Below are 18,507 nucleotides of genomic sequence, written 5' to 3' on the forward strand. Positions count from 1 at the left end.
TTGAAGACTACAACGTTGATAGGCGAGATGTGGAAGTGCTGTGAGGCATTAAGCTAACTCGTACTAATTACCCGTGAGGCTTAACCATACAACGCCAAAGTGGTTTAGCGACAGAAGTTAATAGACTAAAGTAGACAAAGAATTTAATAGCTTTTTCCAGATTTATATTAATGAAGGATACTTCATTAATGAACAGAATTTCCTGATGACCATAGCGTTTTGGAACCACCTGACCCCATGCCGAACTCAGAAGTGAAACAAAACAGCGTCGATGATAGTGTGGGCTTCCCATGTGAAAGTAGAACATCGTCAGGGCCTTATTAGAGAAAGCCCGATTCGAGAGAGTCGGGCTTTTTTGCGTTTGAAGTAAAGTACTTCCATGTAGTATCTCCCCTTCACGCGTCCTTGCGCTCATTTCCTCGAACTGCGAAGCGGTGCTTCGGTTTCTCGTCACCCAAACTCAGAAGTGAAACAAAACAGCCGAAGGCGAGCCCCGCGAAGGGTCGGCCCCGGTCAATGATAGTGTGGGCTTCCCATGTGAAAGTAGAACATCCTACTTCGTAGCGAGCCAGGGCCTTATAAAAGGCCGATTAACCGCATTCATCCATGAATCTAATCGACATTAGTGCATCCATGTACGTCAAACCCGTTGCAGCAATGCGACGGTTTTTTTTGCTATGTGGGATTTGAAAAGAAAACCTCACAAGATAATCAACACCTCGCGAGGTAAACTCGCTCCCACCAGGACACCACCATAGTGCTGCACTGGTAGGAGGCGGCTTACCCGCCGAGCTGTTGGGTCTATCAAACAAAAAGAATAAAACATCCAACTTTGCAACATCGCGAGGTAAACGCTCCCACTACAACATCAACAAGGTGCAGCACTGGTAGGAGGCGGTTTACCCGCCGAGCTGTGCATCTGTACGACAGAAGAAATAGTAGGCTGTTCTTATTGTATTTTTGCTGGTGTGATCAACTATTCGGTTTTATGTAATAAGGGCTACATGGAAGGGCTAATTAACGATATGATTGACTAAAAACAGAGGGACTTAGTGTGTCATTTCATTTAATTGCGCTATTAGTTATATTTGCACTGTTTGGTACTTCAGCCACTTACCTAATTCGTTTTATGTACAGCTACTGGGTGAAAAAGCGGCTCGAAGTAAAGTACATTATCAATGCAAGTATTTGTGGGCTTTTAGTCATGCTTGTTTCTGTGATCAGTGAACTTGCACGATGATTTAAGCACTTGTCAGTTTAAAGTGGTACTGCTTGGCAAGTGTTGGCAATACATAGTGTTTGCACTGGCATCACTGGCTCACAACTCACCGCTGGTGTTTTTTCTTCGTTATCCAGCTTTTCTTGTCTGGTAATATTGGCGACGACTTTTTCAATTTCTTGTTCATTGGTATGTTTGGTCGAATAAATTATATATTCTCTTGGACCCCCACATGTCAATCGCTCACCTATACCGACCACTTTACATTGGTAGCTTGCATCACACTTAATACTAGCTCTGATATCTGAGAGCGTATATTGGCTATCTAGGCTACTTGTTACACTAGTTGATGTCATTTCACAGCCAGGTAGCACTATAAGGAGTGCACTGATGCAAGTGAGAGAGATAGCTAACTTCATTAATTGCCTCTAGTATGCAGAATGGTTCTTTTGGAGTTTAACACATTTATTTTCAACGCATTGTGTTGCCGGTTCAATTAAATGCTGACAGATACTCATCATTTGATTTTGCTTATTAAAAGCACGCTCAAGCTTTGTGATTTGATCCGCTAACTGCATTACTTGTTTTTCATTCGCAGACTTTGTTGAATACACCAAATAAGAAGAAGGGCCGCCGCAGGCTCGAGCGCCAACTGCGATCACTTTGCATTGTGTATTAGTATCGCAACTTTTGTCAGCACTTACGCCTTCTAGTGATTGTTTGTAGGCGGCAATATCTGAACTATCTAGTTTTTGGCTGTCTACTTGGATGGCTAAGTTTGTCTCTTTGGGTTTTTTATCTTCAGCTTGTAGCCCGCTCTGCGGCTGTGCGTTAGTGGTATTTTGCGTTGTTACATCTTTTTTAATTGCTTCTCCCTGGCAGCCAAATAATAAAAATGTAACCAGTAAGGTGGGGATCATTTTGTTCATTATATGCTCTCCTCATGTTTGCTAATTAAACTACGCAAGTCCTTGAGGAATAGCAAGCTCAACAGCCTGTATCCTTACAGGCTGAAAAGGATTTATTTATAAACCGCCTTTGGTAAGTTTGTTCGGGTCAAGTAATGACTTGAGCTCAGCTTCACTCAGATCGGTTTGCTCCGCAGCCACCTCGATGATAGGGCGACCTTCTTTGTATGCTAGTTTGGCTATTTGTGCTGCTTTTTCATACCCGATCACAGGGTTCAGTGCAGTCACAAGGATCGGATTTTTTGCCAGAGCTTTTTGAATATTTACTTCATTAACTGTGAAGCTGGCAACGGCTTTATCAGCTAGAAGTCGTGCTGTGTTTGAGAGAATTTCGATACTCTGTAATACATTCAATGCAATCACTGGCAGCATCACATTTAGCTCAAAGTTACCAGATTGCCCAGCAACACTGATTGTGGCGTCATTACCTATCACTTGAGCACTGGCCATTGCTGCTGCTTCTGGAATAACGGGGTTTACTTTTCCTGGCATAATGGAAGAGCCGGGTTGGAGCGCCTCAAGCTCAATTTCACCTAATCCAGCAAGGGGACCAGAATTCATCCAGCGTAAATCGTTAGCGATTTTCATTTGCGCCACGGCAAAAGTTTTAAGTTGTCCAGAAAGTCCCACAATCGCGTCTTGTGAACCGATATGGTAAAAAAAGTTACTGCCTTGGCTAAATCGGATCCCGATGTTAGTGCTCAGGTTTTGGCTAAATAATTTCGCGAACTGTGGATCGGCATTAATACCTGTGCCTACCGCCGTTCCACCTTGACCTAACTCGTACACTTTTTCTAATGAATGAACAATTCCCTGACAAGCGTTGTCTACTTGCGCTTGCCAGCCACTTAATGCCTGTGCGAATGTCACAGGCATTGCGTCCATTAGATGAGTTCGGCCGGTTTTGACATGATGACCGACTTGTTCTGCTTTTTGTTCAATACTACGAGATAAGTGTTTTAGTGCGGGTAATAGGTCATATACAGCAGTAATTGCACTACTGACATGAATGGCTGTTGGTATCACATCATTCGAGCTTTGACCCATATTAACATCGTCATTAGGGTGTACAGTCAGTCCGCTAAGTTGTGAGGCTAATGTGGCTATCACCTCATTGGCATTCATATTTGAACTGGTGCCAGAACCAGTCTGAAAGACATCAACTGGGAATTGATCTAAGTGTTTGCCATCAATTAGCTGTTGGCAGGCAGTCACTATTGCTTTTGCTTTGTCACTTGGTAAATGGCCAAGGGATTGGTTGGTTTCAGCTGCAGCTTGTTTGATGTAGGCCAGCGCTTTGATAAAGCTACTTGGCATGGTGATACCACTAATAGGAAAGTTGTTTACTGCACGCTGTGTTTGCGCCTTGTAGAGCGCATGCTCTGGAACATCTAGTGTTCCCATACTATCGGATTCTTGACGAAAAGTAGTCATCGTTGCTCCTAATAAAAAGGGTTAAACTGCTGGCAGGTTTGGCACGCATCTCGCTGGAGCTTAAGAAATTGCTGCGACGAAGTATGGTGATGTTTATAAAACCGTTTTAATGCCAGCAAAGGCTTGAATAATTGATCCATACATTGCTTACGTATGGCTGTATCAACGAGAGGATCGGCAATCTGCTCTAATAGCTCAGATAATGTATTTCTGAGATAAAACTCTTGCAGCAGCGGGTTATTGTGGCGCTCATACCATTTAGCCATGTCTATTCCTGCTGAGATATATTCAGCAACTAAGAGCGGGGCCTCTAGTTGTGGCCGCTGGCAGTGGCGATTAAGCTTCGCACGGTAAGTCTGTAATAAAGTAGCAAGCTGCATAGATACAAAACCAAACGATGTAATGATAACAATTATCATTACATCGTTTGGTTAGCAATTCAAGCTTTTGTATTTACCCTACCAAACTTGAGTTTGGTATTCAGCATAGCAGCTCACTATGAGTCTGAAATGAATTTAAAAAGTGAGTGTTAATTATAACCAAGGAGATACTGCTGTTCGGAATGTTCTTTTTCTTGCTCTTCAAGCTGCATAAGATTAGCGACTTCTTGCCGATAGGCGCGGCTTTTGGTGAACGCGTTTTTTCGCTGCTTCAGGACAAGTCCTTCGCTTTTTAGTTGGCTAGGCATTTGGGTGATCTCTGAAATTTTCATGCTCGCTTCTCCTCTTAGTACTCTTTAAACTTAGCAGAAGTCGTACCAAAATAAATTTCTTTCTGAGTTTTAATCATTTAGTGAAACTTTGGGCTATTTACCTTGCAATTAATATAAAGGCTTGCCTCAATGAGGCGCATAATTTGATCAAAATAGTGCAAACGAGATGACAAAACCTTACTCTCAAGCGTGTGAAAACAATAAACATCCGATTTTAGAAAAGCTTACTCCTTATCTAAGCAAGCCTTTGGAAGTCCTAGAGATAGGCTCTGGTACGGGTCAGCATGCAGTGCACTTTGCTGCGGCATTACCGCATTTAATATGGCAAACAGCAGATAGAGAGGTCAATCACGCTGGTATTTATGCGTGGCTGGATGACGCTGAGCTTGAAAATGTTTTACCGCCATTGGCGCTAGACTTACACCATGGGTGGCCTATTAATCAGCGTTATGATGTGATTTATACCGCTAATACCTTGCACATTGTGTCATCAACCCTCGTGGAACGTTTAATCACTGGAGTAGGACAACACCTTAAAGAAAGCGGCTACCTGATAGTTTATGGGCCGTTTAATTATCAAGGCGAATTTACCAGCGAAAGTAATCGAGAGTTTGATGCCTATCTAAAGTCGCAAGACCAGAATAGTGGTATTCGCGATCAAGAATGGGTATTGGCGCTTGCTAAAGAGCAAGGACTTACACTACAGCAAGACTATGCGATGCCGGCTAATAATCGCTTATTGGTGTTTAAACGGTAGCTTTGCTTGGCACTCGATAAAGTAATGCTCGAGTGCATCAGCTTCGCGCTTGGTAAAGTCTTCAAGCGCCTGCTGAAAGTCAGGTTGAAATAAGCGGTGATACGATTGCCTCCACACCGGCTCAAAGCCCCTCACCAGCTTATGCTCACCCTGAGCACCGGCATCAAAGACTGCAAGTTGGTTGGCAATGGCGTACTCTATACCTTGATAGTAACACAGCTCAAAGTGCAAAAAGTCGTAACTATCCTCAATCGCGCCCCAATAGCGACCATACAAGGTGTCACTATCCACAAGGTATAAACTAGTGGCAATAATGTCGTGGTTTAAGTAGGCACAGCAAAGGCGAAACTTATCTGGCATTGAGGTGATAACTTGCTGGAAAAAGTCGCGCGAGAGATAGCCTTGGTGTCGTGAGCGTTTAAGGTAGGTAAGTTGGTAGCTGAGAAAAAAGGCATCGAGCTGTGCTGTGCTTATTTCTTTGCCATCAATCCAACTGATATTAATACTTTGGGCAGTCACGGCTTGGCGTTCTTTTGTGACCATTTTACGCTTTCTTGATGTGAGTTGCGCGAGAAAATCTTCGAACCCTGCGTAACCTTTATTGTGCCAATGGAATTGTACATTGCGGCGCATCGTTAAATGACTTTGAGCGAGTAAGTCGCTTTGTTGACAAAAATTAATATGGACGCCACTAATACCCAGTGGAGCGAGGCTCGTGAGCGTCGCGTTAATATATTCAAGTAGATCAGCAGAGGGTGCTTTAGTTAAGATTCTTGGTCCCTGCGTGGGCGTAAAGGGGACGCCACACAGCCATTTAGGATAATAATCTACTCCATGACGCTCGTAGGCTTCAGCAAAAGCCCAATCAAAAACGTACTCGCCATAAGAGTGCGATTTAATATAACCTGGCAAAATCGCAATTAACTCACCTTGGCGTTCAATCATTAGATGATGAGGTATCCAGCCCGTTTCTTTGCTGGTGCAGCCGCTTAACTCTAATGCAAGCAGCCACTCGTAACTTGTAAATACATGTGGTGGTGAAACACGTTCCCACTGCGCTTCTGTCACTTCTGTCAGAGAATGAATAAATCTGTGTTGGTACTCAGTCATTGTGGCCGTCAAAAAATGCGAGCAGTGCTTGCTCAAAGTTGCTGTAATCAGGGTTAAATGTGATCCGTGCCAAAGGTTTGTGTTGTTTCATGTTTTCTTCGTGACGCTCACCAAAATGGACAGTTTTACCAGTGCGGCAGTTAACGAAGGCTTGGTCTTTTAAGTGGTAACTGGTGCAGTTACGATAAGGACCTTTTTGGCCATAAAAAATATGATCAGGTGGCTGTAAAATACCAATATGAGACATATCGATAATGTTGTCGGCTCTCACGCTCCGATAATTCACACCCAGCTTAGTCGATGGCGTTTCCGAGTAGATAAATTGGGTCAATGCTGACTTAGGTTGCCACTTTTCGAGTAACTTTGCCGTTGCATGATTGTCTATAGTGGTATCAACATCGCTATAGCTGATGAACATCGGTACATTTGGCAAAGTAGAGAGTGATTTGAGTGGTGCCATAGCCTGATGGGCCAACGTTGCGCCATGCCACGGGAAAGATTCATATTTGGCGAAATCCAAATCAGCGTCTTCATCTATCCAATTGACAAATGGCACGTAATCAATCCATTTGGCGAGCCAACCATTCTTATTATGTGGCTCTGTAGCGGGAGAGATCAGTGCAACAGCTTCTAAATTATTGGGCTTATGCTTCGCTATGCTACTAAGCATCAAAGCGGCACCTGTAGAATAGCCAAGTACGGAAAAATGCGTAAAATCTTTGCTCGTCTGTGAAATGGCATAATCTGTATGTGCTTGCCAATCGTCGATATCGACTTCGGTTAAATCACTCGCTGCGGTGGCGTGACCTGGCAATAACATGGTTCTGACATTGTATCCTGCTTCATAGAGCGCTGCTGCGAGATAGTGAAAAGTAAAAGGAGAGTCAGTTAGCCCATGGATAAGCAGCACAGCCTTATCTTTGTTGCCATGGTCAAGTGTAAATGGCGCAATCAGATCACTTACCTTCGGGTTTGTAAGATTCAGCAATCTTGCTGTCGGTGTCATTAACGGGCATGGTAGTGCGGCGCGAGGATTGCGATTTTCAATAACTGCTTTGGTCGAGCGAATATAATCGTCAAAGCTAGTTATATTCGTTATATCAATAGTGACAGGACCTTTATCAATTGCTTCACGAAATAACCCTGATGCTTTGCTTTTGGTGAATAGCGACATATCACTTACTTGGGTTGTGCAATCTTGGGCAATGGCCAAAGGTGAAACAAGCAAGCTACAAGCTAGTACTGTGGAGGTGAAGTAGTGACGCATATTCAATCCTTTTAAGCTATAGGTTTGAAGCAGTATAGCGAGATCACGTGACAATAAAAACGCTCAACGGATCGGTAATATGCGTTTTGCAAAAGTTTGCTTTAGGACAATCGTTGATTCAATCCCGCTAATGACCTTACAGGCGCCCAGTTGATGTTTGGCAAATTGCTCATAACTAGGTAAATCCTTTGCTACGATTTCCAATAAATAATCATAACTGCCAGAGATCACAGAACAGCTGATCACCTGATCTTCAGATTCTACGTGTTGTTCAAATAACTGGGCAGCAGCTGCGGTATTTTCACTGAGTTTTATAAACGCATAAACCAAGATACTCAAATTAACCTGCGTTCTATCTAGTGCAGCATGATAACCAGAAATCACCCCCGTCTCTTGTAACCGCTTTACGCGTCGTAGACAAGGGGTATCAGAAAGGTTGGCTTTTTCAGCGAGTGAGGCATTACTCAAACGGGCATTATGTTGTAATGCGGCCAGGAGCAGTTTGTCCTTAGCATCAAGATTTTCTGACATAAGCGAAATAAAAGAGTGATTATTGCTAATCAGTATTAAACTTTTAGAGAAAATTGGCAAATTATGCTCTTGGTGATTTGTTAGCCTTAATAATGGAATAATCACGAGAAGTAATCATGAGTTCATTAGCCGTACAATTTGATGCTTGGATCAGAGGGCAGTTTGTTGACATAAACGATAAGCTTGAGCACCTTTACTGGCAGCAACAAGATAAAGCGAACGTTGAAGGCGTTGGCGAAGCACTAAAAATACAGTTACAAGAAGAAGGTAATCGACTGATCCAAGCCTTATTGGAGGAAGGCAATACCGATGAAGGATTTGATCAAGCTTTTGATTTATTAGGCAATGTTGGGCTTTTTATGGCCGCATGTCGGCGTCATGAAATTACCGAACCAAGTCGCGAACAGGCTTCGCCATTAAAACAAGCTTCTGCACTTGCTATGCACATTGGTGCCTCTTTGGGGGTTACACCAAGGTTTGCTACCGCACATCTCACTACCCATAATCGCGCAGTGAATGGGGTATATAAACGCTTTACTTCACACCCCGCAGAGCGCTTATTTATTGACTACAATACTCAGGCTATTCTTGCCTATAAACGAGCGTCCGAATCGTTAATGAAGGTACATCATTTGGGCATTTCTCATCCCATGTCATTGGTGCTACTCAAACAAGTTAAGCAAGCGCTGCTTGAAGTAATAGAGTCTAATCGAGCATTGTTTAATGCCTTAGACGCTGAAGCGTTCTTCTATGTGGTGCGCCCTTACTACAAACCATACCGAGTTGGTAAAGAAGTCTATCGTGGCGCTAACGCTGGAGATTTTGCGGGTATCAATGTTATCGATATGATGTTGGGATTGTGTCCAGCTAATGATATTAGTTATGGTCAAATGCTGGTGGAAAAATTCTTATTTATGATGCCTGAAGATCAAGCTACATTACGAGAGTGTATGCGTACACCTAATCTTATGGATGCTTTTTTGGCAGCATTGAATACACCAAAGCGTGAGTGGTTTGCGCCTGCTGCTAATTTGTTTGTGCAAGTATGTAAACTCCATGGCGATACAGCTATTCAGCATCATAATCAACTGGTAGAAAAGTATATTGCCAAACCTTCGCAGGCGATGCAGCAACAGCATTTGAGTAAGGTGACAGCCAGTGGTCCACCTTTAGAAGTCCTATTGCAGCAGCTTGCGGACTTGCGCGATCGTAGGGCGGCGGCTAACCGCGACGATATCTTTACACGATACAATGACTTGAAACGACTGCGTGAGGCGCTAGGAGAACAGAATGACAACCTTTAAAGATGATTTTCACTTAGCGCCTGGCCATTATTTATTAAGTCACTCAGTTGGTCGTATGTTGAAATCAGCCGAGGCTGATTTTCAACAGAAGTTTATTATGCCATGGCAGCAGCAGAATCAAGAACCTTGGCAGCAATGGCTCGATGGTATCGAGCGATTTACCAGTGCACTGGCTGAATTGCTGAGCTCAGAAGCTAGGCTATTTTGTCCACAAACCAATTTGTCTAGCGGCTTAACAAAGTGGGCGATGAGCTTGCCTGAGAGTGGTATTCGCAAAGTTCGTGTATTGATGAGTGAACAAGATTTCCCGAGCATGGGATTTGCGCTACAAAATGCGTTGGATAATGTCGAGATTGTGTATATTCCAGAGTCATTTGATATGTATGATCTTGCGGTATGGCAGCAATATATCGATGAGCAAATTGATTGGGTTTTTGTGAGCCATGTATACTCCAATAGTGGCCAGCAGGCACCGGTGGCTGAAATTATTCAATATGCAAAACAACAGGGTTGTCGCACCATTATTGATATCGCTCAGTCACTTTGTGTGCTGCCTATAAACTTAAATAAATGGGATGCTGATTGTGTCGTAGGATCTTGTGTTAAATGGAGTTGTGCAGGTCCCGGGGCTGGTTTTATGTGGGTGAATAAAAGTATCCTACCTTATTGCGAACCAAAAGATGTTGGCTGGTTTTCTCATCAAAACCCATTCGAGTTTAATATCCATCATTTTGAACCTAATGAGAGTGCGCTACGCTTTTGGGGAGGCACACCAAGCGTTGCGCCATATATCTATGCAGGTCATAGCCTGAATTATTTTGTAAACGTAGGTATTAACACGGTGCGTGAACACAACGTTACCTTGTTGGCAAAACTCCAAAAGGCATTACCTGAATTTTATTACTCTCCGACAGATCAGAGTATGTGTTCTGGAACCGCTATTCTAGATTTTGGGCCATATCATGAACAAGTCAGATCGCGTCTTAAGCAAGCCAACATTGCAGTTGATAATAGACGTTACGGTATCCGTGTTTCACCTCACATTTATAACGATCAGGCAGATATTGAGGCGCTGCTTCATGTTGTTAATTAGCGACCGAGACCCAAAGCGCGCTTTGTTTTCTTTTTCACAGAGCGCCAATGGGTCATTGGTTGTTTAGGCGCATTTGCGATTAACGCATCGAAATCAATGTCGCTTGCAGGCACTTCTCCTTGATGTGCCAATATCAAGGAGTGAGGCTGCAATGCTTTTACTTTGGCTAGCGACAATCGATATAATCGAGGATAGAAGACTGGAAAGGGTGCAACAAACTGCCCTTTTACCTTGACGGTCAAATCTGCAACATACATACGCCCGCTAGGTTGATGTAGTAAGCTAATGTCTCTGTCAGTATGGCCTGGGGTATGAATAGCTTGCCACTGCTCGAAATAAGGCAGCTTATCACCATCGGCCAAGAAAAAGTCTGGTGCAAGGCGTCTTGGGTACCACAGGTTACGTTTCGCTTTACGCTTTCTTCCTGCAACCCATAGAGCCAACGCCATATCAGAAAGGTGCATCATGACACCATCGATACCACGATACCACTGACTGGGTGCATTTGCCGTCGCTATTTTAGCGCCCGTGAGTTTTCTGAGTTTGTGCGCACCACCGGCATGATCTGGGTGCATATGTGTGACGACAATAAGTTTGAGTGCACTAAGAGGTTTTTGTAGTTGCTGAATAAAATGGCAGACCACGTCAACATCGGCACGACAGCAGCCATCAAGTAACAGTAGCTCTGAGCCGTGCTCAACCAAATAAATATGTTGAATATAACCTTCTAAGGTATGGATTTTCATTAGTCATACTCATATCCCTAATCAGATATCAACATAGCATAGGTTAAAGACATCTGACCAGTTGTCATATGAACGTGATAAATTTCAGGCATAAAAAAACCGCAATTAAGCGGTTTTCTTATAAGTCATGGCGGAGGGGGAGGGATTCGAACCCTCGATAGGGCTACAAACCCTATACTCCCTTAGCAGGGGAGCGCCTTCAGCCACTCGGCCACCTCTCCGGCGCAATACTTTAAAAATGGCGGAGAGATAGGGATTTGAACCCTAGATACGCTATTAACGTATGCCGGTTTTCAAGACCGGTGCTTTCAACCACTCAGCCATCTCTCCATGGGCAAAGATAATACTTAGCGATTTAAGCGCTGTAAACCATTTTTAAACTGTTTGCTTAAAAAATGTTCTAAAAATAGGTTTTTTTTAAAATTGTGCCAGAAATTAGCGGTTTGACAGGGGGATTTTATCAAAAGTACTGGTTGAAGTGATGCTTTTGTGGTCTATTTAAACAAATGCTGACGAGAGCATGGCGGGTTGGGACGCCATGCTCTGTGCAGACTTACTTATACATAATCACGCCTTTTAACGCTAAGTGTTGACCACAGACTGCGAGCCACTTCGTCAAATTGAGTCGACGTTGTTTCGTTGCTTGCGTTTGGTTAAGCGTGTTTTGTGATGGGCTGCAAGGCGCAGCTGAATTAAGCATGTCTGGCTCCTAATTAAACTATGGTTGAAAACAAGGCTATTTTGCACGCAGTTTGTTCAAATTTAAAACGATAAAAATTACTGTTTTCGGATAAAAATAACTAATGTATTTTGTGTTTTTCCCTGTTTGTAAAATTGTGGTTTTGCATATTTATGCGAATGGGTATTTATCTTGTGTTCGATTAACTTCAATTAAATCATTTGTTTGGTTTTCTTTGTTTTGTGTGCCAATTGTTTTATTGGTTGTTTATTCATATAAGTTGATTTTTTGTATTTGAGAGGCTTTATGCTGGTGGTGGTTAACCCTTTATCGGGTGCTGAGGGAGATGCGCAGATCGCATGGTTAAAGCAACAATTAAAACAACAGCAGATAACGGCAACTTGGTTTAATACCACCGGCAACTTTGTATCAGACAGAGATGCAATAGTAAAAGCGACGACGACAGGGACGACAGTAGTAGTAATTGGTGGAGATGGCACCTTACACTTAGTTGCCAACGCCATCGCTCGGCGTAATAATCCACTCGCCTTGCTTCCTGCTGGTACGGGTAATGATTTTGCACGGCAGTTTAACTACTCCAAAGCACAGTGGCGAGCTGCCGTATTTTCAGATCAAGTTACCAATATTGACTTGGGTAAAGTAGATAGCCGCTGGTTTGTTAATGTTGCAGGCGTTGGGTTTAACGCGCATGTAATGAATAATTTGGGGCAAAAGAAGCGCTTGGGAAAGCTTAGCTATACCTATGCGGGATTAATTTCGCTATTTAGTGCAAAATCAATCTGCTATCACAGTAAAACATGGCCTGAGCACGGTATGATGCTGTTGCTCGCCAATGGTAAACACTTTGGTGCAGGGCTAACTCCTGCGCCTATGGCCAGCTTGAATGATGGGCAATTGGAGCTGCTGTGGTTTACACCGAAAACACATTGGCAGCGGGTGGTAGTATTTGCCAGTATGTTGCTTAAGCGCCATATTGGCGCGAAAAATGTGCATCACGACCGTATTACCGAACTTTGTATAGCACAAGCGGGATATGATATTGAGGCCGATGGTGAAATTGTTGGGCGCACACCAGCAACCATCACATGTTGCCGCCAAGCGTTGAGCATAAAAAAAGCGCCATCATAAAATGGCGCTAAAAAGTAAGAAGCCAAAGTATTGGTAAAACCTCAACTTCTAACTGGGGACCGAATGGACAACCATGTGTAAATGCGATCCAAAGGAGTTAATACAATTGCATTGCCAAGGATGACCAAAATAAATCCAATGAACGTATTTTGTTGCCATTCAAAGCCTTCAAACAAAGTGCTCAACGCTACAGCAACAAACGGAAATAACACAATTAAATAACTGGCTTTCTCTGGACCAATATTCTTGAGCAAAGAGAAATAACAACCAAAAGCAATGACGGTGCCAAATACACTAAGATAAATAAGTGACCACCAATAAGATGCAGGAGCTTGGTTGATAAATTGATGCTCACTGAAGGCCACATAAGTGGCCAGCATGATGGCGCTATATAGCATACCCCAAGCATTTCCTGCCATTACATCAATTTGCTGGTTTGAGTTACGCACGCTCACCATATTGCCAAGTGACGCGACTACTGTTCCCGATAGAGCTAATAATAACCCCATGAAGGCATCGCTTTGCAAATCAAATGCGACCAAATCGTGCCAAAATAAGCTGACTATACCAAGCGTGCCGAGCGACGCACCAAAGTAAATACGTTTGGCAATTGGCTTGGCAAAAAACAGCTTTGTATTAATGATATTGACGACTAGCAATAAAGAAAATGCAATCGAAGCCATTGCCGAATTTAAATGTGCTTGAGCCCAATACAGAAATAAATAGTTAGCACCAAAGTTACACAGAGCGAGTAAAATAAAAAAGCCATGATCGCGGCGGCAAAAGCGCATCGGCACCCGTTTGTAAAAAACAAATACCCACATACAGATCGCCGCAAGACCAAAACGGTAAAATAGTGATACAAACTCATTAACGTTGCCTAGCTGATACTCGATGGCCAGCCAAGTTGAGCCCCATATCAACACGGTAATAGTATAGAGAAACAGATTTTTCATGATCGGCTCTAAATTAAAACAACAGTAGATGTGCGTAGTGTACGCTGCTATTCTGTATAAGCTATATACAGAATTTGTTATTTTAAACCTATACAGATTATTTTATTTATGAGTACAGTGATCGAGCGTCAGCAATCCGCTTTTTTATATCAACAAGTAATCCAAATGATTTTATTAATGGCGGAGCAAGCGTCTATTTTGCCGGGAGAAAAACTGCCATCACTTCGCGCAATGGCGCAAAATCTGAATGTCAGTATTCCAACTGTTAAGCAGGCCTATCAAACACTAGAGGCGCAAGGAAAGGTCATCGCGAAAGAAAAGTCAGGTTATTTCTTATGTGAAGATCCTCCTGTAAAACATTCACCGAAACGCGCAAGATTGCCAGCCAACCCTGTCGTTGTGAATAAACAGGCATTGATTGAGCAGGTGTACTGTGGCATTCATCAATCGCACGCTGTGCCACTGGGGATTGCAAATCCAATTGCGATCGCAGGTACAGAGCAGGTGCTCGCAAAAATCATGCGCCGAGTGATGAAAGAAGCTGGCAGTGAGTTGATTAATTATGGTCCGATGGATGGTTTGGATAGTTTAAAAAAACAAATAATAAGGCGTTATTTGGATATGGGGCTGGCAGTTAGCATGGATGAGCTTGTTATTACTAATGGTGCTCAAGAGGCGCTAGCAATTGCGCTACAGGCGGTAACACACCCTGGTGATGTCATCGCTATTGAGTCGCCATGCTACTTCGGCATTGTTGAGCTAGTAGAAAACTTAGGGCTGAAAGCAATTGAAATACCTGTGTGCCCTGACGATGGTATTTGGCTTGATGATTTAGAGAAAGCTTTGGATAAACATGATATTCGTGCTTGCGTCTTTTCTACCAGTATAAGTAACCCGCTGGGAAGTTATATGCCAGATGCTCGACGCGCGCAATTAGTGGAGTTACTGGAGCAGCGAGAGGTGGTGCTGATAGAGGATGATGTATATGGCGATCTCTACTTTACCGAACAGCGTGGTATACCTGCGCAGGCTTACAGTAAAAAGGGGTTAGTGATCACCTGTGCTTCATTTTCAAAAACGGCAGCACCAAGCTACCGAGTTGGCTGGATGGTAGCGTCACAATTTAGTGCAAAAGCGAAGCGTATCAAACGCGCATTGAGTTGTTCATCCTCTTTGATGAACCAATGGGCTTTAGCGGATTTTCTCAGCTCAGGAGGATACGAGCGCCACTTAAAGCTCGTTCGCAAACGGCTCATTGAAAATCGTGATCGCATGATCCTTGCGGTAAATTTTGCATTTGGGGATGAGGTTCGTGTTAGTCGCCCCAAAGGTGGGTGCGTGCTGTGGCTAGATTTGGGTAAGCAAGTAGATGGCGCTGTTTTATTCCAGCAAGCGTTAGCAGCAGGTATTAGCATCACACCTGGCACGCTTTTTAGCGCGAGTAAAAAATATCAAAACTGTATTCGTATAAGCTATGGCTTACCATGGTCAGATGAATTGGAACAAGCCATTGTAACATTGGGTAAACTGGCTGAAATACAAAGAAAAAGGGGGGATCTGACCCCCTTTAATGGTATTACTTAAATTTAAATAACTGATAGGCGGACATCTCAGGAATAGCGTTTGCAACAATGGCTTCGTGATGGGCTATCTGCTCAAACTCACCACATAAGCTGTCGGCTTTTTGCTCGATGGCTTGTGCTTGTTGTGTCACTTTGGTCTCTATTTGTGTCGCAAAGTCTTCCATACGTTGCTCAAAAGCACTCATATCACCATTTGAATTTGACATTTCAGTGCCAATCGTCACAAGTAAGCTGCCGATTGATTGCATCATCGCTCCTTTGATAACGGTTTCTACTTTTTCATTAAATTGCTCATCAAAGTTACTACCAAAGTCATCGAAGGTTTGTTTGCCCATGACGAATGCACCTTGCTGGTAAAATGTACCGTGTACTTGAGTTTCAAAATCGTTTATCACTGCATGAATATCATCGAGATTGGTTAGGTTGAATGTTGTGGCAACCTCGTTGAGCGCAACTCCTGCTAGTTTGATGCCCTCAAAGGCGATATTGGCGACTTGGGGCAGCCGACCTCTTAATTGTTCACTATATTGCGTTAGCATTGCTTGTTGTTGTTGATTGAGGGGGATGGTGTCGCCATTGAGCGTAAGGGTTCCTTGACTGGTGATCTCTGCTGTTGCATGGCTTGCTGTGGTGATAACTAAATTATCCGGTGTGATACGAACGTCATTTTGAAACTCGACTTCACAATTTTCATCGTTAAAGGTAACGGTATGCTGTTCATGCGCTGCAACCGTGGTGCTCATCATTGTTGCGGCGGTTAGTAAGATAATTTTATTCATAGTCAATCCTTATTGGCTCAGTGACAAATATGACATTACAAAAAAGGTGCCAATTAATAAGTTTAATATAATCAGAATGTTGTGGTTTTTAGGTGTGGAGTGAAGTGTTTAAAAAATAATGGAATTGACTAAAATTTAGCTATTCTTATCACTTTCTACAATCCGATAAAAATTTTTTATTGTGAAGACAAAAAAGTCTCACTTTTAAGAATGCAAATTTAACGCTAAATAGTGATCTTGAGAGACGGTTCTCATTTTATTAATGACTATATTATTTGGAGTAAGTTGTGGGTAAGACATTCTCTTACGATGCGCTTGATGATGATTTTGCTGATGATGAATTTGAAAAGTTGGGTCGTAACCAACATGATAAGCAAAAACGTAAAGTCAAAAGAAAGCTAGACGACTACTTAGAGCAAAAACGCCTACGTAGAAATCTAGGCTACGATGATTTCGACTATATTGACGATTGATATTGTACGTCTATCACGAATAAAGTTGTGAATACTATTATCGCTAGGTAATAGGGTGGTTGGATGACGTAAGGCCAGAGGTATAAAGGCCTGAAACGGATTACACACCAGCTCACAGACCTCATAAGCAGCCGCATGCGCGGCTGTTTTGTTTAGTCTTTGAATGACTGGTGGCAGTCTTTGCAGCCCTTCGCCCAGTCTTTAAATGCTGAAGCGATGATCTTCTTATCACCTGATTCTGCAGCTACCGCTAGTGCTTGTGCGTATTCGGCAAACTTTTTGGCTTTGCCATCAAACTCAGCGCGGTCTGACCAAATGGCCGGTAGTGCGTCAGTGCTTCCCTTATCTGAACCTTCGATAAAAGCTTCCCATGGCATTTTTGATAATTGTGCAGCATTTTGTGCGCGTTGCTTAAATGCTTCGGCATCGAAAGGTACTTTGCCCTTTAACATGTCCCCCATGTTACCGATTTGGAAGCGGATCAGCTGGAAAGATGCTTGACGGTATTGAATGGCATCTTCCGCAGATTCAAACATGGTGTTCGCCTGTGCGGTTGCCGCAAGGCAGCTTAATAGTGTGACGGTAAGTAGTTTCTTCATAGTCGTAAACCCCTAATTATTTTCCCTATTGTCAGTGTAACTTTTAAATACAAGCAAACAATTGCGATGAATGTCATCGATAATTTACCGATGTTAGCTCTCAATATCTTTGAATATCATACCTCGACGCATGCTACGGGTAGCAAGAAAAATTTCTGCTAGCAAGGAAACAAATGCACCAATCAGTAAAACCATTGCAGCGATAAAGCAAGCTGACAGCGTAATGCCAAGTGGCATACTGTACAAGTGTGACATGAACAGGAGCATAACCACGGCACAAACTAAAAGTGCACTAAGGACGCTCATACTAAATGCGATATGAATAAAGCGAGAGCGCTTTAATAAAGCTCGCATTTCACGACAAAAGTGCATTTTTAGCTCTTCGTCTTGTGTGCTATTGATTTTTCTATCTAGCAAGCGCGCTCTGTCAGTAATTCTCGCTAACCGATTTGACAGTACCCCTAAGGTCGCTGCAATCCCTGTTATTAAAAACACCGGTGCCACAGCGGTTTGAATCACTTTTGCCATGGTAAGAATGCTAACAACATCAGGCGTCATGGTAGTACCTCATTAATTCCAGCGTAGTTTTGATAATGTGTTTGGCTGCTCGCCAATAAGTGTCTGTAATACGTTATTTTGCTCATCGAGTAATATTAACCTAGGTATCCCTTTATTTGCATAGCTGTTGTAAATCGTACGGTTAGGATCAGCGACAAAGTGGATAGGTAGTGCTTGGGTATCATTGAACTGTTTCAGTGTAGTCTGATTTTGCTCGCGGCCAATGGCAATAATCGTTAAATTTGACATGTTGAGTAATGAAGACGCTTGTAACTCGTTCAATAGCCGCTGAGAGTCAGAACACCAAGTTGCAAATAATATCACCAGTTTTTTGTGCTCAGCTTCAAATGTGACTTTGTTATCGTTAATATCGGTTAGGTTTAGATGTTTAAAGCGCTCGCCCACTTGAATATAGGTTTGATACCCAGATGCAATTGGTACTTCATGAGACGTGCTGCATCCGTTTAGCCCGGTTGTGAGCAAAGTAGCAAGCAGCAAGGGTTTTATTATTGTTTTCATGCTTTGTCCTATGAGCGTGTGAGTATTTTTGAAGTATGACGTGTATTTAAGTATATTGCCCCACTTGGATA

22 protein-coding genes, 2 tRNA genes and 2 rRNA genes are annotated in these 18,507 nt (G+C 42.9%); 9 read left to right on the top strand and 17 right to left on the bottom strand.

What is annotated here, in order from left to right:
* From F9Y84_RS16985 to F9Y84_RS16995, 3 genes are all read left to right on the top strand, one after another.
* Positions 1-88: ribosomal RNA gene (locus F9Y84_RS16985) — 23S ribosomal RNA — on the top strand; the annotation flags it as partial.
* A gap of 113 nt (positions 89-201) precedes the next feature.
* Positions 202-315 (top strand): 5S ribosomal RNA (gene rrf, locus F9Y84_RS16990).
* A gap of 739 nt (positions 316-1,054) precedes the next feature.
* Complete coding sequence (locus F9Y84_RS16995) at positions 1,055-1,240, top strand: hypothetical protein (RefSeq protein ID WP_125253577.1); 186 nt, start codon at positions 1,055-1,057, stop codon at positions 1,238-1,240.
* Between the two features lie 17 nt (positions 1,241-1,257).
* Here F9Y84_RS16995 and F9Y84_RS17000 read toward each other — a convergent pair whose 3' ends face one another.
* The 5 genes from F9Y84_RS17000 to F9Y84_RS17020 form a co-directional block, all read right to left on the bottom strand.
* Positions 1,258-1,638 (bottom strand): hypothetical protein, encoded by a 381-nt coding sequence (locus F9Y84_RS17000; protein ID WP_147391135.1) that lies wholly within the window; start codon positions 1,636-1,638, stop codon positions 1,258-1,260.
* A 9-nt stretch (positions 1,639-1,647) separates the two neighbouring features.
* The gene (locus F9Y84_RS17005; RefSeq protein WP_147391136.1) at positions 1,648-2,148 is read right to left on the bottom strand and encodes a hypothetical protein; all 501 of its coding nucleotides are present in this window, start codon (positions 2,146-2,148) and stop codon (positions 1,648-1,650) included.
* A gap of 96 nt (positions 2,149-2,244) precedes the next feature.
* Complete coding sequence (locus F9Y84_RS17010) at positions 2,245-3,621, bottom strand: class II fumarate hydratase (protein ID WP_125253580.1); 1,377 nt, start codon at positions 3,619-3,621, stop codon at positions 2,245-2,247.
* A gap of 8 nt (positions 3,622-3,629) precedes the next feature.
* Positions 3,630-4,040: a hypothetical protein gene (locus F9Y84_RS17015; RefSeq protein ID WP_125253581.1), complete on the bottom strand. Its 411-nt coding sequence runs from the start codon at positions 4,038-4,040 to the stop codon at positions 3,630-3,632.
* A 110-nt stretch (positions 4,041-4,150) separates the two neighbouring features.
* The gene (locus F9Y84_RS17020) at positions 4,151-4,333 is read right to left on the bottom strand and encodes a hypothetical protein (protein WP_125253582.1); all 183 of its coding nucleotides are present in this window, start codon (positions 4,331-4,333) and stop codon (positions 4,151-4,153) included.
* A gap of 166 nt (positions 4,334-4,499) precedes the next feature.
* Here F9Y84_RS17020 and F9Y84_RS17025 point away from each other — a divergent pair, with 166 nt between their 5' ends.
* Positions 4,500-5,090 carry a DUF938 domain-containing protein gene (locus F9Y84_RS17025; protein ID WP_147391137.1) on the top strand — a complete coding sequence of 197 codons (591 nt, stop codon included), beginning with the start codon at positions 4,500-4,502 and terminating at the stop codon, positions 5,088-5,090.
* Here F9Y84_RS17025 and F9Y84_RS17030 read toward each other — a convergent pair.
* The 3 genes from F9Y84_RS17030 to F9Y84_RS17040 all read right to left on the bottom strand — a co-directional run bounded on the left by F9Y84_RS17030 (position 5,070) and on the right by F9Y84_RS17040 (position 7,998).
* Positions 5,070-6,200: a GNAT family N-acetyltransferase gene (locus tag F9Y84_RS17030; RefSeq protein ID WP_147391138.1), complete on the bottom strand. Its 1,131-nt coding sequence runs from the start codon at positions 6,198-6,200 to the stop codon at positions 5,070-5,072. The two genes, F9Y84_RS17025 and F9Y84_RS17030, sit on opposite strands and share 21 nt — an antisense overlap.
* Positions 6,193-7,467: an alpha/beta hydrolase gene (locus tag F9Y84_RS17035; protein ID WP_147391139.1), complete on the bottom strand. Its 1,275-nt coding sequence runs from the start codon at positions 7,465-7,467 to the stop codon at positions 6,193-6,195. Before F9Y84_RS17035 ends, F9Y84_RS17030 begins: the two co-directional genes overlap by 8 nt.
* Before the next feature lie 63 nt (positions 7,468-7,530).
* Positions 7,531-7,998 carry an Lrp/AsnC family transcriptional regulator gene (locus tag F9Y84_RS17040; RefSeq protein WP_125253586.1) on the bottom strand — a complete coding sequence of 156 codons (468 nt, stop codon included), beginning with the start codon at positions 7,996-7,998 and terminating at the stop codon, positions 7,531-7,533.
* Positions 7,999-8,114: 116 nt separating this feature from the next.
* On the opposite strand from F9Y84_RS17040, the gene F9Y84_RS17045 reads away from it, so the two are divergent.
* Positions 8,115-9,302 (top strand): PrnB family protein, encoded by a 1,188-nt coding sequence (locus F9Y84_RS17045; RefSeq protein ID WP_147391140.1) that lies wholly within the window; start codon positions 8,115-8,117, stop codon positions 9,300-9,302.
* On the top strand, positions 9,289-10,395 hold the full coding sequence (locus F9Y84_RS17050; RefSeq protein WP_125253588.1) for an aminotransferase class V-fold PLP-dependent enzyme: 1,107 nt from the start codon (positions 9,289-9,291) through the stop codon (positions 10,393-10,395). Before F9Y84_RS17045 ends, F9Y84_RS17050 begins: the two co-directional genes overlap by 14 nt.
* On the opposite strand, the gene F9Y84_RS17055 is transcribed toward F9Y84_RS17050, so the two are convergent.
* The 4 genes from F9Y84_RS17055 to F9Y84_RS17070 all read right to left on the bottom strand — a co-directional run bounded on the left by F9Y84_RS17055 (position 10,392) and on the right by F9Y84_RS17070 (position 11,841).
* Positions 10,392-11,141 carry an MBL fold metallo-hydrolase gene (locus F9Y84_RS17055; RefSeq protein ID WP_125253589.1) on the bottom strand — a complete coding sequence of 250 codons (750 nt, stop codon included), beginning with the start codon at positions 11,139-11,141 and terminating at the stop codon, positions 10,392-10,394. The genes F9Y84_RS17050 and F9Y84_RS17055 overlap by 4 nt on opposite strands.
* Before the next feature lie 128 nt (positions 11,142-11,269).
* Positions 11,270-11,362, bottom strand: a tRNA-Ser gene (locus tag F9Y84_RS17060).
* Positions 11,363-11,380: 18 nt separating this feature from the next.
* A tRNA-Ser gene (locus F9Y84_RS17065) sits at positions 11,381-11,471 on the bottom strand.
* Positions 11,472-11,694: 223 nt separating this feature from the next.
* Positions 11,695-11,841, bottom strand: coding sequence for a hypothetical protein (locus tag F9Y84_RS17070; protein WP_167508226.1), 147 nt, complete (start codon positions 11,839-11,841; stop codon positions 11,695-11,697).
* 285 nt (positions 11,842-12,126) lie between these two features.
* Here F9Y84_RS17070 and F9Y84_RS17075 point away from each other — a divergent pair, with 285 nt between their 5' ends.
* A complete protein-coding gene (locus F9Y84_RS17075; protein ID WP_125253590.1) occupies positions 12,127-12,969 on the top strand; it encodes a diacylglycerol/lipid kinase family protein in 843 nt (280 codons plus the stop codon).
* Positions 12,970-13,010: 41 nt separating this feature from the next.
* Here the strand turns inward: F9Y84_RS17075 and F9Y84_RS17080 are convergent, their stop codons facing one another.
* Positions 13,011-13,925, bottom strand: coding sequence for a DMT family transporter (locus F9Y84_RS17080; protein WP_125253591.1), 915 nt, complete (start codon positions 13,923-13,925; stop codon positions 13,011-13,013).
* A 108-nt stretch (positions 13,926-14,033) separates the two neighbouring features.
* On the opposite strand from F9Y84_RS17080, the gene F9Y84_RS17085 reads away from it, so the two are divergent.
* Entirely contained in the window at positions 14,034-15,509 is a 1,476-nt protein-coding gene (locus F9Y84_RS17085) for an aminotransferase-like domain-containing protein (RefSeq protein ID WP_128731988.1), read from the top strand.
* On the opposite strand, the gene F9Y84_RS17090 is transcribed toward F9Y84_RS17085, so the two are convergent.
* Positions 15,502-16,287: a DUF2884 family protein gene (locus tag F9Y84_RS17090; RefSeq protein WP_147389236.1), complete on the bottom strand. Its 786-nt coding sequence runs from the start codon at positions 16,285-16,287 to the stop codon at positions 15,502-15,504. The genes F9Y84_RS17085 and F9Y84_RS17090 overlap by 8 nt on opposite strands.
* 287 nt (positions 16,288-16,574) lie before the next feature.
* Here F9Y84_RS17090 and F9Y84_RS17095 point away from each other — a divergent pair, with 287 nt between their 5' ends.
* Positions 16,575-16,760: a PA3496 family putative envelope integrity protein gene (locus F9Y84_RS17095; protein WP_147389235.1), complete on the top strand. Its 186-nt coding sequence runs from the start codon at positions 16,575-16,577 to the stop codon at positions 16,758-16,760.
* A gap of 152 nt (positions 16,761-16,912) precedes the next feature.
* Here F9Y84_RS17095 and F9Y84_RS17100 read toward each other — a convergent pair whose 3' ends face one another.
* The 3 genes from F9Y84_RS17100 to F9Y84_RS17110 all read right to left on the bottom strand — a co-directional run bounded on the left by F9Y84_RS17100 (position 16,913) and on the right by F9Y84_RS17110 (position 18,436).
* Positions 16,913-17,359 (bottom strand): c-type cytochrome, encoded by a 447-nt coding sequence (locus tag F9Y84_RS17100; RefSeq protein ID WP_125253594.1) that lies wholly within the window; start codon positions 17,357-17,359, stop codon positions 16,913-16,915.
* 93 nt (positions 17,360-17,452) lie between these two features.
* Positions 17,453-17,917, bottom strand: a complete 465-nt coding sequence (locus F9Y84_RS17105; protein WP_125253595.1) for a DUF2721 domain-containing protein — start codon at positions 17,915-17,917, stop codon at positions 17,453-17,455.
* Between the two features lie 12 nt (positions 17,918-17,929).
* Positions 17,930-18,436 carry a TlpA family protein disulfide reductase gene (locus F9Y84_RS17110; protein ID WP_147389234.1) on the bottom strand — a complete coding sequence of 169 codons (507 nt, stop codon included), beginning with the start codon at positions 18,434-18,436 and terminating at the stop codon, positions 17,930-17,932.
* Positions 18,437-18,507: the final 71 nt, after the last annotated feature.

The organism is Pseudoalteromonas peptidolytica, from assembly GCF_012641745.1.
In the GTDB taxonomy this organism is placed as follows: Bacteria; Pseudomonadota; Gammaproteobacteria; order Enterobacterales; family Alteromonadaceae; genus Pseudoalteromonas; species Pseudoalteromonas peptidolytica.

What these genes read in the sequence shown, in the direction of transcription:
- F9Y84_RS17000 (WP_147391135.1), bottom strand. Translation starts at nt 1,638, where the DNA reads ATGAAGTTAGCTATCTCTCTCACTTGCATCAGTGCACTCCTTATAGTG.
- F9Y84_RS17005 (WP_147391136.1), bottom strand. Translation starts at nt 2,148, where the DNA reads ATGAACAAAATGATCCCCACCTTACTGGTTACATTTTTATTATTTGGC.
- F9Y84_RS17010 (WP_125253580.1), bottom strand. Translation starts at nt 3,621, where the DNA reads ATGACTACTTTTCGTCAAGAATCCGATAGTATGGGAACACTAGATGTT.
- F9Y84_RS17015 (WP_125253581.1), bottom strand. Translation starts at nt 4,040, where the DNA reads ATGATAATTGTTATCATTACATCGTTTGGTTTTGTATCTATGCAGCTT.
- F9Y84_RS17020 (WP_125253582.1), bottom strand. Translation starts at nt 4,333, where the DNA reads ATGAAAATTTCAGAGATCACCCAAATGCCTAGCCAACTAAAAAGCGAA.
- F9Y84_RS17025 (WP_147391137.1), top strand. Translation starts at nt 4,500, where the DNA reads ATGACAAAACCTTACTCTCAAGCGTGTGAAAACAATAAACATCCGATT.
- F9Y84_RS17030 (WP_147391138.1), bottom strand. Translation starts at nt 6,200, where the DNA reads ATGACTGAGTACCAACACAGATTTATTCATTCTCTGACAGAAGTGACA.
- F9Y84_RS17035 (WP_147391139.1), bottom strand. Translation starts at nt 7,467, where the DNA reads ATGCGTCACTACTTCACCTCCACAGTACTAGCTTGTAGCTTGCTTGTT.
- F9Y84_RS17040 (WP_125253586.1), bottom strand. Translation starts at nt 7,998, where the DNA reads ATGTCAGAAAATCTTGATGCTAAGGACAAACTGCTCCTGGCCGCATTA.
- F9Y84_RS17045 (WP_147391140.1), top strand. Translation starts at nt 8,115, where the DNA reads ATGAGTTCATTAGCCGTACAATTTGATGCTTGGATCAGAGGGCAGTTT.
- F9Y84_RS17050 (WP_125253588.1), top strand. Translation starts at nt 9,289, where the DNA reads ATGACAACCTTTAAAGATGATTTTCACTTAGCGCCTGGCCATTATTTA.
- F9Y84_RS17055 (WP_125253589.1), bottom strand. Translation starts at nt 11,141, where the DNA reads ATGAAAATCCATACCTTAGAAGGTTATATTCAACATATTTATTTGGTT.
- F9Y84_RS17070 (WP_167508226.1), bottom strand. Translation starts at nt 11,841, where the DNA reads ATGCTTAATTCAGCTGCGCCTTGCAGCCCATCACAAAACACGCTTAAC.
- F9Y84_RS17075 (WP_125253590.1), top strand. Translation starts at nt 12,127, where the DNA reads ATGCTGGTGGTGGTTAACCCTTTATCGGGTGCTGAGGGAGATGCGCAG.
- F9Y84_RS17080 (WP_125253591.1), bottom strand. Translation starts at nt 13,925, where the DNA reads ATGAAAAATCTGTTTCTCTATACTATTACCGTGTTGATATGGGGCTCA.
- F9Y84_RS17085 (WP_128731988.1), top strand. Translation starts at nt 14,034, where the DNA reads ATGAGTACAGTGATCGAGCGTCAGCAATCCGCTTTTTTATATCAACAA.
- F9Y84_RS17090 (WP_147389236.1), bottom strand. Translation starts at nt 16,287, where the DNA reads ATGAATAAAATTATCTTACTAACCGCCGCAACAATGATGAGCACCACG.
- F9Y84_RS17100 (WP_125253594.1), bottom strand. Translation starts at nt 17,359, where the DNA reads ATGAAGAAACTACTTACCGTCACACTATTAAGCTGCCTTGCGGCAACC.
- F9Y84_RS17105 (WP_125253595.1), bottom strand. Translation starts at nt 17,917, where the DNA reads ATGACGCCTGATGTTGTTAGCATTCTTACCATGGCAAAAGTGATTCAA.
- F9Y84_RS17110 (WP_147389234.1), bottom strand. Translation starts at nt 18,436, where the DNA reads ATGAAAACAATAATAAAACCCTTGCTGCTTGCTACTTTGCTCACAACC.